Annotated in this window: 13 protein-coding genes; 9 read left to right on the forward strand and 4 right to left on the reverse strand. The window is 68.0% G+C overall.

The window, feature by feature from the left end; genetic code table 11:
* Positions 1-75 precede the first annotated feature (75 nt).
* Together OVA11_RS12020 and OVA11_RS12025 are read right to left on the reverse strand one after the other, a co-directional pair.
* Positions 76-2,598 (reverse strand): ABC transporter permease, encoded by a 2,523-nt coding sequence (locus tag OVA11_RS12020; RefSeq protein ID WP_268067609.1) that lies wholly within the window; start codon positions 2,596-2,598, stop codon positions 76-78.
* Positions 2,595-3,281 (reverse strand): ABC transporter ATP-binding protein, encoded by a 687-nt coding sequence (locus tag OVA11_RS12025; protein ID WP_268067610.1) that lies wholly within the window; start codon positions 3,279-3,281, stop codon positions 2,595-2,597. Before OVA11_RS12025 ends, OVA11_RS12020 begins: the two co-directional genes overlap by 4 nt.
* A 57-nt stretch (positions 3,282-3,338) precedes the next feature.
* Here OVA11_RS12025 and OVA11_RS12030 point away from each other — a divergent pair, with 57 nt between their 5' ends.
* Both OVA11_RS12030 and OVA11_RS12035 read left to right on the forward strand, forming a co-directional pair.
* A complete protein-coding gene (locus tag OVA11_RS12030) occupies positions 3,339-3,971 on the forward strand; it encodes an arylesterase (protein ID WP_268067611.1) in 633 nt (210 codons plus the stop codon).
* A gap of 554 nt (positions 3,972-4,525) precedes the next feature.
* Entirely contained in the window at positions 4,526-5,671 is a 1,146-nt protein-coding gene (locus tag OVA11_RS12035; RefSeq protein ID WP_268067612.1) for an acyl-CoA dehydrogenase family protein, read from the forward strand.
* Between the two features lie 65 nt (positions 5,672-5,736).
* Here OVA11_RS12035 and OVA11_RS12040 read toward each other — a convergent pair whose 3' ends face one another.
* The gene (locus OVA11_RS12040) at positions 5,737-7,407 is read right to left on the reverse strand and encodes a flavin-containing monooxygenase (protein ID WP_268067613.1); all 1,671 of its coding nucleotides are present in this window, start codon (positions 7,405-7,407) and stop codon (positions 5,737-5,739) included.
* Positions 7,408-7,605: 198 nt separating this feature from the next.
* Between OVA11_RS12040 and OVA11_RS12045 the strand changes: the two genes are divergently transcribed.
* On the forward strand, positions 7,606-8,466 hold the full coding sequence (locus OVA11_RS12045; protein WP_268067614.1) for an acyl-CoA thioesterase: 861 nt from the start codon (positions 7,606-7,608) through the stop codon (positions 8,464-8,466).
* A gap of 3 nt (positions 8,467-8,469) precedes the next feature.
* On the opposite strand, the gene OVA11_RS12050 is transcribed toward OVA11_RS12045, so the two are convergent.
* Positions 8,470-10,068, reverse strand: a complete 1,599-nt coding sequence (locus tag OVA11_RS12050) for an acyl-CoA synthetase (RefSeq protein WP_268067615.1) — start codon at positions 10,066-10,068, stop codon at positions 8,470-8,472.
* Positions 10,069-10,292: 224 nt separating this feature from the next.
* Here OVA11_RS12050 and OVA11_RS12055 point away from each other — a divergent pair, with 224 nt between their 5' ends.
* The 6 genes from OVA11_RS12055 (at position 10,293) to OVA11_RS12080 (ending at position 16,072) form a co-directional block, all read left to right on the forward strand.
* The gene (locus OVA11_RS12055) at positions 10,293-11,396 is read left to right on the forward strand and encodes an NADH:flavin oxidoreductase (protein ID WP_268067616.1); all 1,104 of its coding nucleotides are present in this window, start codon (positions 10,293-10,295) and stop codon (positions 11,394-11,396) included.
* A 77-nt stretch (positions 11,397-11,473) separates the two neighbouring features.
* A complete protein-coding gene (locus tag OVA11_RS12060; RefSeq protein WP_268067617.1) occupies positions 11,474-12,217 on the forward strand; it encodes an SDR family NAD(P)-dependent oxidoreductase in 744 nt (247 codons plus the stop codon).
* On the forward strand, positions 12,214-12,852 hold the full coding sequence (locus OVA11_RS12065; protein ID WP_268067618.1) for an SDR family NAD(P)-dependent oxidoreductase: 639 nt from the start codon (positions 12,214-12,216) through the stop codon (positions 12,850-12,852). Before OVA11_RS12060 ends, OVA11_RS12065 begins: the two co-directional genes overlap by 4 nt.
* Positions 12,849-13,730 (forward strand): SMP-30/gluconolactonase/LRE family protein, encoded by an 882-nt coding sequence (locus OVA11_RS12070; RefSeq protein WP_268067619.1) that lies wholly within the window; start codon positions 12,849-12,851, stop codon positions 13,728-13,730. Before OVA11_RS12065 ends, OVA11_RS12070 begins: the two co-directional genes overlap by 4 nt.
* Positions 13,731-13,743: 13 nt before the next feature.
* The gene (locus OVA11_RS12075) at positions 13,744-14,916 is read left to right on the forward strand and encodes an acyl-CoA dehydrogenase family protein (protein ID WP_268067620.1); all 1,173 of its coding nucleotides are present in this window, start codon (positions 13,744-13,746) and stop codon (positions 14,914-14,916) included.
* Between the two features lie 7 nt (positions 14,917-14,923).
* Positions 14,924-16,072, forward strand: coding sequence for an acyl-CoA dehydrogenase family protein (locus tag OVA11_RS12080; protein ID WP_268067621.1), 1,149 nt, complete (start codon positions 14,924-14,926; stop codon positions 16,070-16,072).
* Positions 16,073-16,075 lie beyond the last annotated feature (3 nt).

A 16,075-nucleotide genomic window follows, 5' to 3' on the forward strand; every position in this document is an offset into this window, starting at 1 on the left:
CCTGGCGGATCGCCCCGCCTCCCTCGTGTCGGCGGTTAAACCGGCCAAGCGACCAAGGCCGGTTCTGCGGGGCCGCTAGTCCCCCCGCAGAACCGGCGCTGGCCTTTGCGCGAGGGCGAGGCTCGCGGCGATCAGGCCGCCCAGGGTCGCCAGGCCCGTCGCGCCCGCCAGCAGGGCCAGCACGCCGCTCCAGTCGACGCTCCAGGTGGCCTCGAAGACCTTGACCACCACCGGCCAGGCGGCGGCGAAGCCGAAGAGCACGCCGGCCGCCCCGGCGATCAGACCCACCGCGCCGTACTCGATCACATAGGCCAAGAGGATCTGGCCCCGCGTGGCGCCCAGCACCTTCAGGGTCGCGGCTTCCCGCGCCCGCGCTCGGGCGCCGGCCGCGATGGCGCCGGCCAGCACCAGGAGGCCCGCCAGACCCGCCACCGCCGCCGCGCCGCGAACAGCCAGGGCCAGCCGGTCGAAGAGGGCGGCGGCCGACTCCAACTGCTCGCGCACGCTGATCACGTTGACCGTCGGCAAGGTCTGGCCAAGCTTGCGGGTGAGGGCGGCTTCCTGGGCCTTGTCCATACGCGCGATCGCCACGCTGCGAAGCTCGGCCCCTTCCAGCGTCGCCGGATTGAGGATCAGGTTGAAGTTGGGTCCGAAGCCGCCGAACTCGATCGTCCGCAGGACCGTGATCCGCGCCTCGATCTCCTGGCCCAGAACCAGCAGGGTGACCGTGTCGCCAAGCTTGAGTCCGGCGGCTTCAGCGATCTCGGCGCTCATGGCCAGCTTGGGCGGACCGGCGTCGTTCTCCGCCCACCAACGCCCGGCGACGACGCCGGCGTTCTTCGGCTCCTTGCCCAGGGTCGACAGGCTGATGTCGTTGTCGAACGCCCATCGCGCCGAGGGCTTGACGCTCTTCGGATCGATCGGCTTGCCCTTGACCGCGATGATGCGGCCCGTGACGAACGGCATGCGCAGATAGGTGTCCTCGGTCAGCGGCCCCATGACCGAGGCCGCCGTCGCGTCGAAGGTCGCGGCCTGGTCGGCCGGAATCTCGGTGAACACCATGGCCGGCGCGGTGCGGGGGGCCACGTCGCTGACCTGGGCAAGGAGCGCCGACTGGATCAGCACCACGCACGCCAGGAGCGCGACGCCCAGACCGATCGCCGGGCTGGCCGTTCGCGCCGCCGAGCGAGGCCCCGCGAGGTTGGCGAGGCCCAGCTTGGCGGGGCCTCGGGTGAGACCGCGCGCCTTGCCGGCCGCCCAGGCGGCGGACCGGCCCAGCGCGGCGAGGAGGCCAAACGACACCGCCACCCCGGCGATCATGATCGCGGCGGCCAGCGGGGTCGGGGCGGTGGCGACCGCCAGCGCGGCCAGGCCCACGCCGGCCAGCGCCGCGCCGACCGTCTCGACGCCGAACGGAAGCCGACCTTTGGGCGCGCGCCGGAACAGGGCCGACGGCGGCGTCGTCCGCGCTCGCGCTAGGGGCAGCAACGAGAACGCCGCCGCAGCCAGCAGGCCAAAGAGCGCGGCCTTGGCCAGGGGCAGGGGATAGACCTTGAACAGCGCCGGCACCGGCAAACTGGAGCCCGCGAGCTGCCCCAGGATCAGGGGCGCGGCGCCGCCGACGACGAGGCCGATCGCGATCCCCAGCAGGGCCAGGACCGCGATCTGGATCAGGTGCAGATCGCGGATCAGGCCGCTCTGCGCGCCCAGAGCCTTCAACACGGCGATCGCCGGCTCTCGCGCAGACAGATAGGCCGAAACCGCGCCCGCCACGCCGAGGCCGCCGGCGACCAGCGACGCCAGGCCGATGAAGCCCAGAAAATACTCCAGCTGGTCGATCAGCCGGCGCGCGCCCGGCGCAGCGTCCAGACGGTCGCGCACCCGCATCCGCGAGTCCGGAAGCGAGGCCTGCACGGCCTTACCGATTGCGCGGGGATCCTGGTTGGGCGAAAGCGCCACGCGCACCGTCCGACTAGTCAGGCCGCCCGGCGCCAGGAGGCCGGATCGCTCCAGCACCTCGCCCCGGACAAGGACACGGGGCGCGATGGCGAAGCCGCGTGACAGGCCGTCGGGCTCACCGGTCAACCGCGCGCCCACGACCAGTGTCATGGGGCCGGCCTCGAACCGGTCGCCGATCTTCAGGTTCAGGCGATCCAGGAGCGCCGGCTCCACCGCCGCGCCCGGCAGGCCGTTGCGATCGGCCAGGGCGGCTTGCAGGTTCGGCGCGCCTTCCAGCGTCACGGCGCCGGCGAGCGGAAACTGTCCGTCCACGCCGCGCAGATTGACCAGTCGCCGCTCACCGCTGGGGGCCTGGGCCATGGCGCGGGCCGTGGCGGCGTAGGTGGTCACGCCCAGCTTGTCGAACGCCTCGCGCTCCTTGGGGGTGAAATCACGGTTTTCGATCGAGAACGACAGGTCGCCGCCCAGGATCTCACGCGCCTGGCTGGCCAGGCCCTGGCGGAAGGCTTCAGCCGTCGAGCCGGCCGCCGCGATCGCCGCGACGCCCAGCGCCAGGCAGGCCAGGAAGATGCGGAAACCGCGCACGCCCGAGCGCAGTTCGCGGGCGGCGAGACGGAAGGCGAGGGGCGTGCGGCTCACGAGACGATCCGTCCATCGGCCATCCGCACGATCCGGTCGGCCCGGGTGGCCAGCACGGGGTCGTGGGTCACCATCACCATCGCCGCGCCGACCTCGGTCACGAGGTTGAACATCAGATCCGCCACCGAAGTCGCCGTGGCTCCGTCGAGATTGCCCGTGGGCTCGTCGGCGAACAGCAGGGCGGGGCGAGCGGCCAGGGCGCGGGCCAGGGCCACGCGCTGCTGCTCGCCGCCCGACAGCTGGTGCGGGTAATGGGTGAGGCGCCCCGCCAAGCCGACACGGCCCAGCCAGTCGCGCGCCGTCGTCATGGCGTCGCGCGCGCCGTCGATCTCGAGCGGCGTTGCGACGTTCTCTTCGGCGGTCATGTTGGGTAGCAGGTGAAAGGACTGGAACACCAGCGCCGCGCGACCGCGTCGCAGGCGCGCGCGGCCATCCTCGTTCAGCTTGGCCAAATCCTGGCCAAACAAACGCACCTGACCCGACGTGGGTTCTTCCAGGCCCGCGCCGACCGCGATCAGCGACGACTTGCCCGAGCCCGAGGGGCCGACGATCGCCACCCGCTCGCCGGGATTCACGACCAGATCGACGCCGCGCAGGATGTTTACGGGACCGGCGGAGGAGGGCAGGGTCAGGGCGACGGCGTCGAGGACCAGGGGCGCGGCGGGCTTAACGTCGTCAGACATGGGTTTTCCTGCAAGGCCGGTCCTTGTTTGGCCGGCAGCTAGACTACATAGGAAAGCATGAGCCAGACCGCACAACGTTTTCCCAATCGTCGTCGTTTTTTGCTGGGGATCGGCCTGCTGAGCCAGATCGCCGCCGCGCCGAAGCCGGTGGTGATCACCGTGTTGGGCGACTCCATCACCGCCGGTCTCGGATTGCCCGCGCGCGAGGCCATGCCCGCGCAGTTGGAGTCAGCACTGGGGCGGCGTGGGATCTCAGCGGTCGTAAGGCCCGCCGGCGTCTCGGGCGACACAAGCGGCGGCGGTTTGGCCCGGCTTGGCTTCAGCGTCTCGAAGGATACACAACTCTGCGTGGTGGCGCTCGGCGGCAACGATCTGCTGCAGGGCGTCGATCCGGCTCAGACCAAGGCGAACCTTCGTGGCGTGCTGCAGAAGCTCAAGGCCCGGAACGTCCGTGCGGTGCTGGTCGGCGTGGCCGCGCCAGCCAGGATCGGCGCCAGCTATGCGCGCGACTTCAACGCCATTTATCCGAGCCTCGCCAAGGAGTTCGGCGTGCCGCTTTACGCGAATATCCTCGCGGGCGTCGTCGGCAATCCGGCGTTGATGCAGCGCGACGGAATTCATCCCAACGCTCAGGGCGCCAAAAAGATCGGCGAGGCGCTGGCCGCTGTCGTCGCCAAGGCGGTGAGTTAGGGGCCGCGGGCCACGCATCTTCACCGTCGCGCATCCATATATCGTCTAAGATATATTATCGGAAACAATCGCATGTTTGTCAGTGTTGCAGATTGCTGCTGTGGCGGATCCTCGTACGCTCAAACGAACGCGAAACGGACGAGGCACAGCGCGCACCAAGATCGTGACGCTAAATGGAAATCGCGTCGGCGTATGCGTCCCGGAAACAAGACCTTGGCGAAGGCGCATTTTCGCCCATGTGATCTTGGCTACCGCCGCCAAAGGCCTGTGAACCGCGGCAGGCGTCGGCGCTACAGCGCATGGATCTCTCGACGATGGGTGTCCGATGATCCTCCGCGCGCCTGATTTCGATCGCGCCTTCCACCAGCGCCACCTGACCGGCTTCGAGCATCCCGTCGACGCTGTTCCCGAGGCTGAGTGGCGGATCTCGAGGCTATGACGCGTGAGCTCCCGGGGCTCCAGCAGCACCAAGCCCCCCTACTCCTGAGCGTCGCGCCCTGATCGACGCGCCAAGCTGCAACCAACAACAGCGCTCTCATCCCAACGGAAACTCTATGACAGATCCAGATACGCTCAGCGCCCTCATCGATGTCATCCAACGCTTCGTCGCCGAGCGCCTTCGTCCCATCGAAGGGCTCGTGTCTGAAACGGACGAGGTGCCTGGATCCATCATCGAAGAGATGAAGCAGCTTGGTCTGTTTGGGTTATCGATCCCCGAAAGCTATGGCGGCTTGGGGCTAAGCCTTGAGGAAGAAGCTCGCGTCATAGTAGCGTTCTGCCACGCCGCCCCCGCTTTCCGCTCGACCTTTGGCACCAATGTCGGCATCGGCAGCCAAGGCCTGGTGATGTTCGGCGACGAAGCTCAGAAGGCGCGCTGGCTGCCGTCAATCGCCTCCGGTGAGACCATCACCGCCTTCGCCCTGACCGAAGCCGAAGCCGGATCGGACAGCGCCTCGGTGCAGACCCGCGCCGTGCGCGACGGTGACCACTATGTTCTGAACGGGGTGAAGCGCTACATCACCAACGCCGGCCGGGCCAACCTGTTCACGGTGATGGCGCGCACCGACCCGAACTCCAAAGGCGGCGCCGGGGTGTCGGCCTTCCTGGTTCCCGCCGACCTGCCGGGTCTGAGCGTGGGCAAACCCGAGAAGAAGATGGGGCAGCAAGGCGCCCACATTCACGACGTCATCTTCGAGGATGTCCGCGTGCCGATCGAGAACCGCCTGGGCGCCGAAGGCGAGGGCTTTACACTGGCGATGCGCGTGCTGGATCGCGGCCGGGTTCATATCTCGGCAGTCTGCGTGGGCGTGGCCGAGCGACTGATCGCCGACTGCGTGGCCTATGCCAGCGAGCGCAAGCAGTTCGGCCAGCCGATCGCCAACTTCCAGCTGATCCAGGCCATGATCGCCGACAGCAAGACCGAGGCGCTGGCCGCCAAAGCCCTGGTATTCGACACCGCCCGCAAGCGCGACGCCGGCGCCAATGTCACGCTGGAGGCCGCCGCCACCAAGCTGTTCGCCTCAGAGATGGTCGGCCGGGTCGCTGACCGGGCGGTGCAGGTGTTCGGCGGCGCGGGCTATGTCGCCGACTATGGGATCGAGCGCCTGTATCGCGACGTCCGCATCTTCCGGATCTACGAAGGCGCCAGCCAGATCCAGCAACTGATCATCGCGCGCGAGACCCTCAAGCGCGGCGGCTAGAGCAAGAGAGGGCGGCGCTGCAGATCTGCAGCGCCGCCCTCCCCTATCTCGACTTGTGTAAGGCGCTATCCGACCAGCGCCGGGCTTTTTGCGGCCGATTTCGCGGCGACCGTCTCAAACACGAAATCCTTGTAGCCGTTCTCAGCAGCCAGGCGACACGCCTCGGAATAACGCTGAAACCCGCCAGTATACATGCTCAAGCCGCGCGGCTTGCCACTGATGTTGCCGCCCACGTACCAGGTGTTGGCCTTGGAGACGAGCGTGAGCTCAGCCAGACCGTAGACCGTGTTCATCCAGGCCTCTTCGGCCGCTTCGGTTGGCTCGATCGTCGCCAGACCTTGCGTGCGCATGTGGGTGATCGCGTCAGCGATCCAGTCGATGTTCTGCTGGTCCAGGGTGATGATATTGGCCAGGGCGGCCGGGCCATTGGGGCCGCAGACCAGGAACAGGTTCGGGAACGAGGTGATCATCAGGCCCAGATGCGACCTGGCCCCGTCGCGCCACTTGTCGCGCAGCTGCAGGCCGCCGCGTCCCACCACGTCGAAGTTCAGCAGCGCCCCGGTCAGGCCGTCATAGCCGGTGGCGAAGATCAGCACATCCAGCTCGACCTCGCCCGTGTCGGTCAGCAGGCCCGCCGGGGTGATCTTGACGATCGGGCTTTCCAGGCAATCGTGCAGTTTGACGTGCGGCAGGTTGAAGGTCTCGTAGTAGTGCGTGTCCAGGCACGGACGGCGGGCGAAGATCGGATAGCCGCGCGGCTTGAGCTTCTCGGCGGTCACGGGATCGGTGACGACCTCACTGATCTTGCTGCGCACGAACTCGGCGACCTGCTCATTGGCCTCGGGATTGACCAGAAGATCCGAGAAGGTGCCGAGGAACGCCAGACCGCCCCTCGCCCAGGAGTCCTCCATCAAGGCGCGGCGCTGCTCGGGCGTGACGCTGAAAAACGGGCGGGTCGACTGGGGCCGCACACCGCCCAGCGGGCTGTTGCGCGCCACCTGACGAATGCCGGCGTAGTTGCGCTTGAGCTCCGCCACATAGTCCGGCTCGAGCGTCACATTGCGCATGGGCAGGGTGAAGCTGGGCGTGCGTTGGAACACCGTCAGGGTCCCGGCGGTCTTGGCGACCTCAGGCACGATCTGGATGCCGGTCGAGCCGGTGCCCACCAGACCGACACGCTTGCCCTCGAAGCTGACCGGCGTATGCGGCCACTTGGCGGCCAGCAGGATCTGACCCTTAAAGTCCTCGACGCCGTCGAACGGTACGCCTTTGGGGATCGACAGCGGGCCCGAGGCCATCACGCAATAGGTCGCCTCGAAGACGCGGCCATCGTCGACGGTGACGCGCCAGACATTGGCCGCCTCGTCATAGGCTGCGCCCGTGACCCAGGTCTTGAAGCTGAAGTGGCGACGCAGATCCAGGCGATCAGCGACGAAATTGGCATAGGCCAGGATCTCGGTCTGAGCGGCGAACTGCTCGCTCCAGGTCCATTCCTGCTCGATCTCGGGCGAGAACGAATAGCAGTAGTCCAGACTCATCAGGTCGCAACGCGCGCCCGGGTAGCGGTTCCAGTACCAGACGCCGCCGACGTCACCGCCGGCCTCGAAGCCCTGGACGCTCAGGCCCATGCTGCTCAGCTTGTGAACGGCGTACATGCCGCCAAAGCCGGCGCCGATGACGAGCGCGTCGATCCGGGTCGGTTGTTGGCTTGCGGTCGTTTGCTGCGACACGGTCATGGCGATCTCCCTTGGGAACAGGGCTTTTGTCGCGGCGCCCCCCTCCCCTTCGCCAGATGTGGCCGCATTAGAGCGCGAACATCACGGATGTGTCTGTTGGTGGTCGCCCTGCCGCGCTCTTGATCGAATCCCCCCGACCGTCGAAGGGCTGAGCGTGGCGCCCCCAGGCCTTGGCCGGGATGCTGCGGGGAGAGACAGATGACCGACCAGAACGCCTCCACGGCACCCGAAAACGCTTCACCATCACGCCTGATGCGCTTCGAGGCGACGCCGGGGTCGTCGCGCCAGACCCTGATCGCCGACCGACGTCTGTGCGTCGGGCCTCCCGGCAATGTCTTCGTCTTTGGCGGCGTGCTCTTCGGCTCGGCCCTCGCGGCCCTGGAGGATCATCTCCAACGCCCGGTCGTCTGGTCGACGATCCAGTTCCTGGGTCCCGTCCGCGCCGAGGAGACACTCGAGCTGAGCATCGAGGTTCCAGGACCCGGACGAACGATCTCCCAAGCGCGCGTGATCGGTCGGGTGGAGGATCGCGAGATCTTCCTGGCCACGGCGGCCCTGGGCGTCCGTGACGAGCCGCTCGACCATGCCTGGGACCAAGCCCCAGATATTCCCCCGCCTGAGGCCTGCGAAACCGCGAAACTGTGGCCGCATGGTCAGGAGCCCGGCACGCTGCTTGAAACCCTGGAGATGCGCATCCCGCCCGGCCCTTTCGCCGAAACCGAGCCCACCGGAAAGCTGGCCGACAGCGGCCGGACGGTGTTCTGGGTGCGGGCGCGTCAAGACCTGCCGATGGACATCAGCGTCCTGGCGCTGTTTGGCGACTTCACCCCCTACGCCCTGAGCAAGGCGCTGGGCGGCGGCCTGGGCGGCGTCAGCCTGGACAACACGCTTCGGGTGCTGCGACGGGTCGAGACCGACTGGATCCTGTGCGACGCGCGGATTCAGGGCATCCGCTCAGGCTTCGCCCACGGCGACATCCGCCTGTTCGCCCGAACCGGCGAACTGATGGCGATCGGCGGCCAGTCGATGAACGCCTGGCCGCCACGCGCTAAGGCCTGAACCTCAGGCCGTCTCGGCCGCCAAGGCTATGGCGGTGCGATAGTCGGCCTTGCCGCTCTCGTGCCTTGGCACGGTGTCGACCAGGATGAACCGCTTGGGATGCTTGTAGGCCGACAGCGTCTGGGCCAGGCCCGCCCGAACGCGCGCCTCGTCGAACACGCCGTCGGCTTTCAGGATCGCCACGACGATCTTGCCCCACTTGTCGTCAGGCTGACCGACCACCAGCACGTCCGCCACGCCCGGCTGCAGCTTCAGCGCCTCCTCGACCTCCTCGGGGAAGACCTTCTCGCCGCCGGTGTTGATCGACAGGTTGCCACGGCCGATCAGGGTGAACTGATTGGGCGGCATCCAGCGGGCGAAGTCGCCGGGCACGGCGTAGCGCACGCCGTCGATGACCCGATAGGTGGCCGTCGTCTTCTCCGGGTCGCCGAAGTAGCCGTTGGCCATCGCGCCGCTGCGGGCGATGAAGCCCTCGGACGGACGGTCCTTCGGCATCACTGCGCCGGTATCCGGGTCGATCAGAACAGTCAGGGGCGCGGCGTCGAACACGCCGGTCTCCGGGATCTTGCCCGCCTTGGCCACCGAGTAGCCCAGGCCCGAGGCTTCCGATGCGCCCAGAATGTCGACCAGCGCGATGTTGGGCATGTGCCGCAGCAGCCCTTCCTTGACCTCCTTGGACCAGGTCAGCCCCGCCGAACTGATCGCCCGCATGCTGGACAGGTCATAGGCGTCCGGCGCGTCGTCCAGCGCCTTCAACATGGGCTTGGCGAAGACGTCGCCGACGATCGAGACCCGCGTGGCGCGGTGTTTCTCGACCTCGCGCCAAAGCTGGGCGGCGTCGAACCGATCGCCGGAGAGGATGATCGCCGTCCCGCCATTGAGCAGGTCACCCATCGCCGAGTTGCTGCCCGAGCCGTGCATCAGCGGACAGGCCGGAATGATCCGGCTGTCGGTGGCGCGGACGGTCTCCAGGTGCTCGTCCATGGTCTGGGGGACGCGCGCGATCAGCGGCGACTCCAGCTGGACGCGGCGCGACTGGTCGGTGGACCAGTGCACGCCCTTGGGCTTGCCGGTCGTGCCGCCCGTGTAGAGCAGATAGCCGTCATCGGCCGAGCGAGTGATGTCCAGCGGCTTGCCATCACCCGTCCGCGCCAGGGTTTCGTAGGACAGCGCGCCCTCCGGGGGCGCTTCGGGCGAGCGCTCGTTCTCGATGCGGACCCAGCCATGCACGCCGGGCAGTCGCTGCTGCAACGACTCCAGCATCCCGTCGAAGTCCGACTGGTAGAACAGCACCTCGGCGTTGCAGTCATTCAGGACGTAAGCGATCTCGTCGGCCGTGTAGCGGTAGTTCAGATTGACCGTCAGCAGGCGCGCCTTCACGCCGGCGACCAGGAACTCCAGATAGGCCGGGTGATTGCGGCACAGGATCCCGATGCGGGCGTCCGGCTTGAGCCCGAGATCGATCAGGGCCTTGGCCAGATTGTTGGTGCGGTGATCAAATTCGCCCCACGGCACGACGACGTCGCGCCAGATCAGAGCGGGACGCTCGGGCGGTGCGGCGCGTGCGACCGCGTCGAAGATGTCTCCATAGTTCCAGATCAAGGCGGCCTCCCGAGGTCTCTTTCCTCAAAGGTCTATGGGGCGGCGGGATGGGCGCCGCGCCGGCCCCCATGAGCGGCCGATAAATCACGTGGGTGATGCGCGTGATCCGATCGCGAACTTTGGTGCGCGCGTCGATCGTCCGCGCCTAGTCGTTGCGACGTCTTGGCTGCCAGCCCGGAGCGCGACGCCCCGGGGACGCCCCCTTCGCATCTGGAGACTCCGTAGTGTCCACGTCCTCGCTTTTCGCGCCCACCACCGTGGCGGGCCTCGCGCTTCGCAATCGCGTGGTCATGTCGCCGATGACCCGGCGCTTCTCGCCCGGCGGGATTCCGAACCAGGCGGTCGCGGACTACTACCGCCGCCGCGCCGAGGCCGGCGTCGGCGTGATCATCACCGAAGGCGTCGCGATCGACCATCCGGCGGCCGTCGACCACGCGGATATCCCCAACTTCCACGGCCCCGCGCTGGACCAGTGGAAGACGATCGCCGCTTCGGTGACGTCGGCGGGCGCGGCGTTCATTCCCCAGCTCTGGCACATCGGCGGCCACCGCTCCCTCACCGCCGCCCCGCCGAACGCCGCCGCACCCTCAATTTCGCCCTCCGGCGTCTACGAGCCCGGCAAACCCTTCGGCACGCCCGCGACCGAGGCCGAGATCGAGGCGGTGATCCAGGCCTACGCCCAGGGCGCGCGCGACGCGGTAGCGATCGGGGCGAGTGGGATCGAGATTCACGGCGCGCACGGCTACCTGATCGACCAGTTCTTCTGGGCGGCCACCAACCAGCGCCAGGACCGCTATGGCGGCGACATGATCCAGCGCCTGCGCTTCGCCACCGAGGTGATCAAGGCCTGCCGCGAGGCGGTGGGCCCCACCTTCCCGATCTTCTTCCGCTACTCCCAGTTCAAGCAGGTCGACTACACCGCGCGCCTTTGCCAGTCGCCCGATGAACTGGCGGCCTTCCTCCTGCCTCTGGTCGACGCCGGTGTCGACGTTTTCGACTGCTCGCAACGGCGCTTCTGGGAGCCGGAGTTCGAAGGCTCGCCGCTGAACCTGGCCGGCTGGACCAAGGCCCTGACCGGCAAGCCGACCATGACCGTCGGCTCGGTCGGGCTGGACGGCGACGTGGTGGCCAGCCTGCGCGAAGGCGTGGACGTCATTGGCGCGTCTTCGCTCGACAAGCTGGACGCCATGCTGGACCGGGGCGACTTCGATCTCGTCGGTGTCGGGCGCGCCCTGCTGGCTGACCCGCGCTGGGTGGAAAAGGTCCGAGACGGCGAGACCGACGGACTGGTCGGCTTCACGCGCGCGGCGCTCGAAACGCTCGTTTGATCCATCACCCATGTGATTAGCGCCGCCTGAGAGGATCGGATGTCCGTCCCTTCGGCGCGCTGGCGTTTTCTGGCGCCATGAGGAGAAAACCCGGCATGCCGCAACTGGCCATGGTGACTGGCGCCGCCCAAGGCATCGGGCGCGCCATCGTCGAGCGCCTTGGCGCGGACGGCTTCGACATCCTGGCGCTGGACGCGGACGAAGCCCGGCTTTCGCAGTCCGCCACCGACTGGCGCGAAGCGGGACTGACGGTCCGCACCGCCGCCGTAGACTGCCGCGACCGCGCGGCGGTGATCAAGGCTCTGGACGGCGTCGAGGCGGTGAACGTCCTCGTAAACAACGCGGGTGTCAGCGGCCTTCTCGATCCGATCGGACAGGTCGACCGGGCGGACTGCGACCGCGTGATGAGCATCAATCTGCTGGCGACGATCCGTGTCGCGCAGGAGGCCGTGCGGCGCATGCCCGACGGCGGCAGCGTCATCAACATCGCCTCGCGCGGCTATCTCGGCGGGGCCGGCGCTGCTCACTATGTGGCCTCAAAGGCTGCGGTCGTGTCGCTGACCCGGGCCATGGCGATCGAGCTGCGCTGGCGCGGCGTCCGCGTGAACGCGGTGGCGCCGGGCATGGTCGACACCCGGATGATCGACGGCTTCGGCGACATGCTGGGCGCGCTCAAGCGCATGGAGCCGACCGGAGCGCCCGCCAACCCGGCCGAGATCGCCGCCATTGTCAGCGTCCTGGCCGGACCGGACGCCAGCTTCGTCAACGGCCAGATCCTGATGGCCGACGGCGGGAAATCCCTGGGACTGCCGCCGCTATGAACACGTTCAACCCATCGTTCCTGATCATCGGCCAGGGACCTGTCGCCGAGGCGATTGCGAGCCGCGTCAGCGTCGAAGCCGGCGGCGTCATCACCCTGGCCCGGCCCGACGCTGAGGCGATCACGGCGCTGGAACACGGCGTGGACTCTGCTGTGATCGTCGCGCCGCCCGCGCCCTCGCCGGCGCTGTTTCTCGACCTCGACGACACGCGGCTGGACGCTCAACTGGCGCACTTCGCCGATCTGTTCGAAGCCTTGGGCGCCCTGCTAGGCCGTCTGAACCCGAGGGGCGCGATCGTGCTGGTGGGCGACCGAGGTTATCTGGGCGCATGGGGCGCGGCCGACGCCTGCGCCTTCTCCGGCGCTCATGTCGCGCTGATGCGGAGCGTCACCCTGGAAGGCTTCGGCGCGGGGCATCGCGCCAACTGCATCGCCCTGGATCTGGCTCAGGACGGCGCCGGCGTGGACCCCGACGAGATCGCGGACCTGGCCGTCCACCTCGCCTCGCCCGCCAGCCAAGTCATCAACGGCGAGATCATCCTGGCCAATCGCGGCCGCAGCCTGCGCGTCCGCGAAGCCAAGGACCGCCGCGCGGACTTCGCCGCGAGCGCTTCCAGCAAAGGACCCTCGCTATGACCTTCACCGTCGAGATCATCGGCAAGGAGCGCTGCCGGCTGGGCGAGTCGCCGCTGTGGGACGCCGACGCAGGGGTGCTCTACTGGGTCGACAGCATGGCGCCGGCCATCTGGCGCTATGACCCGTTCACGAGCGAGCAAAGATCCATCCCCGCGCCCAAGCCCATCGGCAGCGTGGTTTTGGGCCGCCCCGGGGAGCTGATCGCCGGCCTCGCCGACGGCGCCTATCGCGTCCATCTGGACACCGGAACCTTCACGCCGATCGCCCTGCCCGACACCCTGGCGCCGATCGAGCGCTTCAATGACGGCAAGGCCGATCGCCAAGGCCGTTTCGTTACCGGCACGATGGCGATGCACAACGAGACGGGACGGATCGGCAAGCTCTATCGCTTCACAGCCGGCGGCGCCTGGGAAGTGCTGCCGACCGAGCCGATCGAGATCGCCAACAGCACCTGCTTCAGCCCCAGCGGCGACACGCTCTATTTCGCTGACAGCCTGCGCCACATGGTGTGGGCGTTCAGCTATGATCCCGAGACCGGCGCGGTGGGCGAGAAGCGGGACTTCTTCGACACCACGGGCTTCAACAGCGCCCCGGACGGGGCGACGGTCGACGCCGAAGGCTACATCTGGCTGGCCCTGGTGCAGGCCCAGAAGCTGATCCGCATTTCGCCGGACGGCCGCCTGGATCGGGTCGTCGAAAGCCCCGCGCCCTTCTGTTCGTGCCCGGCCTTCGGCGGCGAGGACCTCGACATTCTTTACGTGACCTCGATCTCCGACAGCGGCGGCCGGCTGAAGACCGACGTCGATGCTTCCGGCCGCCTGATGGCGTTCCATGGTCTTGGCGTGCGCGGCATCGCCGAGACCCGTTGTTTCCTCTGACCCGTGGTGAACCATGAATCTTGACCTGACCCCGGAGCAGTCCGCCTTCCGCGACGAGGTGCGCGCCTTCTTCGCCGAGAACGTCCCCGAGTCGTTCAAGAGCCGGGTGCGCGCCGGCATGCGCCTGGAACCCCACGAGTTCACCCAGTGGCAGAAGCTGCTGCACGCGCGCGGCTGGGGCGCGCCGTCGTGGCCGAAAGAGTATGGCGGCACGGGCTGGGACCCGACAAAGCTATACATCTTCGAGACTGAGGCCTCGCGCGCCGACGCACCGGTGCAGTTCCACCAGGGCCTGGAGCTGATCGGCCCGATCATCTTCACCTTCGGCAGCCCCGAGCAGAAGGCCAAGTATCTGCCGGCCATCGTCTCGGGCGATGACTGGTGGTGCCAGGGATACTCCGAACCCAACTCCGGTTCTGACCTAGCGTCGCTGTCGACCCGCGCCGTGCGGGACGGCAATGAGTACGTGATCAACGGCCAGAAGGCCTGGACCAGCTACGCCCATGTGGCGAACCGGATGTTCCTGCTGGCCCGCACTGATCCCGACGCGCGCAAGCAGGCCGGCATCTCGCTGTTCCTGATCGACATCGACACGCCCGGCGTAACGATCCGCCCTGTCGTGACCATGGACGAGATCCACCACACCAACGAGGTTTTCCTCGACAATGTGCGGGTCCCGCCTTCGGCCCTGCTGGGCGAGGAAGGCATGGGCTGGAGCTACGGCAAGGTGCTGCTGGATCGCGAACGCGGCGTCACCGCCGCCACGACGACGCGCCTGGCCCAGCAACTGCGCGGCGCCCGCAAGGTCGCCGCCGAGACCCTGGTCGGCGGGCGCAGCCTGCTGGACGATCCCCGGGTCGCCGACCGCCTGGCCCAGTACGAGCTGGAGGTCATGGCCCTGGAAGGCATGGTGATGCGGACCATGGCCGAAGCCACGTCGGGTCAGGACTCCGGTCCCCGCGCCTCGATGATCAAGATCCGCTGGTCCGAGCTGCTGCAGCAGATCACCGAATACTGGGTCGAGCTGCAGGGCTACGGCGCCATGGCCTTCGCACCGCTGGGCCCGTTCGAGGCGCCCGACGCCTGGGCGGCCAAGGGGATGATCTATTCCCGGGTCACCAGCATCTACGGCGGCTCAAACGAAATCCAACGCAACATCATCGCCCGTCGGGCGCTCGGTCTCTGAGGTCCCCATGAACTTCGACCTTTCCGAAGAGCAGCAGCTCCTGAAGGACAGCGCCTGGCGATACGGCGCCGACCACGGCGACTTCACGGCCTGGCGGGCCCGCGTCGAGCGCGGCGAGGCCTATGACGCGGCCAGTTGGCGTCGCATGGCCGATCTGGGCTGGCTGATGCTGAACATTCCCGAGGATGACGGCGGACTGGGCGCGGGGCCGACGGAAACCATGGTCGTGGCCGAGGCGGTCGGTCGCTACCTGATGCTGGAACCGTTCGTCTCGACCGGCGTGATCGCGCCGTTGCTGCTGACCGCCGCGACCGCGGGCGTCCGCACCGAGCTGATGGCCGGCGTCGCCGAGGGCAAGATGGTGCTCAGCCTGGCCGACGCCGAACCGAACGGCCGGTTTGACCTTCATCGTATCGCCACCCGCGCTGACGCTGTCGAAGGCGGCTTCCGGCTCACGGGCGAGAAGAGCCACGCGCTGGACGGCGGCGGCGCCGATTGGTTCATCATCCCCGCGCGCACAGCCGGTGCAGATGACAGCCAGGACGGCGTCAGTCTGTTCCTGGTTCCGGCGCAAACGAGCGGCCTGACGGTGCTGCGCAGCCGGGCCATGGACAACCGCCATAACGCCGGCTTGAAGCTGGACGGCGTAGTTGTTCCCGCCGTGAACCTGATTGGTGGCCTGGGCGAAGGCTTCCCGCTGCTACGCGACGCCGTCGATCACGGCGTGGTGGCCCGCCTGGCCGAGGCCGTCGGGGCCATGGACGCCGTCCGTGAGATGACGATGGAGTATCTGAAGACCCGCAAGCAGTTCGGCCAGACGCTGGGCTCGTTCCAGGCGCTGCAGCATCGCGCGGTCGACATGGCGATCGCCTGCGAGGAGGCTCGCTCGATGATGTACCTGGCGACGATCGCCCTCTCTGGCGATCCCGCCGAACGTCGCAAGGTGATCGCGGCGGCCAAGGCGCGCGTTGGCCAGACCAGCCTCTATGTCGGCCGTCAGGCGGTGCAGCTGCACGGCGGCGTCGGCTTCACCGAAGAGCTGGCCGTGGCCCACTATCTCAAGCGCCTGATCATGATCGACATGGCGTTCGGCAACGCCGACCATCACCGCGCCGAACTGGCGGCCAGCCTGCGACCCGGCGTCGTAGCGGCCTGAATC

The sequence above is a fragment of the Caulobacter sp. SL161 genome, assembly GCF_026672375.1.
Lineage (GTDB): Bacteria > Pseudomonadota > Alphaproteobacteria > Caulobacterales > Caulobacteraceae > Caulobacter.

Bases quoted from the DNA above. Each gene is read 5' to 3' on its own strand.
- OVA11_RS12025 (WP_268067610.1), bottom strand. From the start codon at position 3,281: ATGTCTGACGACGTTAAGCCCGCCGCGCCCCTGGTCCTCGACGCCGTC.
- OVA11_RS12030 (WP_268067611.1), top strand. From the start codon at position 3,339: ATGAGCCAGACCGCACAACGTTTTCCCAATCGTCGTCGTTTTTTGCTG.
- OVA11_RS12035 (WP_268067612.1), top strand. From the start codon at position 4,526: ATGACAGATCCAGATACGCTCAGCGCCCTCATCGATGTCATCCAACGC.
- OVA11_RS12040 (WP_268067613.1), bottom strand. From the start codon at position 7,407: ATGACCGTGTCGCAGCAAACGACCGCAAGCCAACAACCGACCCGGATC.
- OVA11_RS12045 (WP_268067614.1), top strand. From the start codon at position 7,606: ATGACCGACCAGAACGCCTCCACGGCACCCGAAAACGCTTCACCATCA.
- OVA11_RS12060 (WP_268067617.1), top strand. From the start codon at position 11,474: ATGAGGAGAAAACCCGGCATGCCGCAACTGGCCATGGTGACTGGCGCC.
- OVA11_RS12065 (WP_268067618.1), top strand. From the start codon at position 12,214: ATGAACACGTTCAACCCATCGTTCCTGATCATCGGCCAGGGACCTGTC.
- OVA11_RS12070 (WP_268067619.1), top strand. From the start codon at position 12,849: ATGACCTTCACCGTCGAGATCATCGGCAAGGAGCGCTGCCGGCTGGGC.
- OVA11_RS12075 (WP_268067620.1), top strand. From the start codon at position 13,744: ATGAATCTTGACCTGACCCCGGAGCAGTCCGCCTTCCGCGACGAGGTG.
- OVA11_RS12080 (WP_268067621.1), top strand. From the start codon at position 14,924: ATGAACTTCGACCTTTCCGAAGAGCAGCAGCTCCTGAAGGACAGCGCC.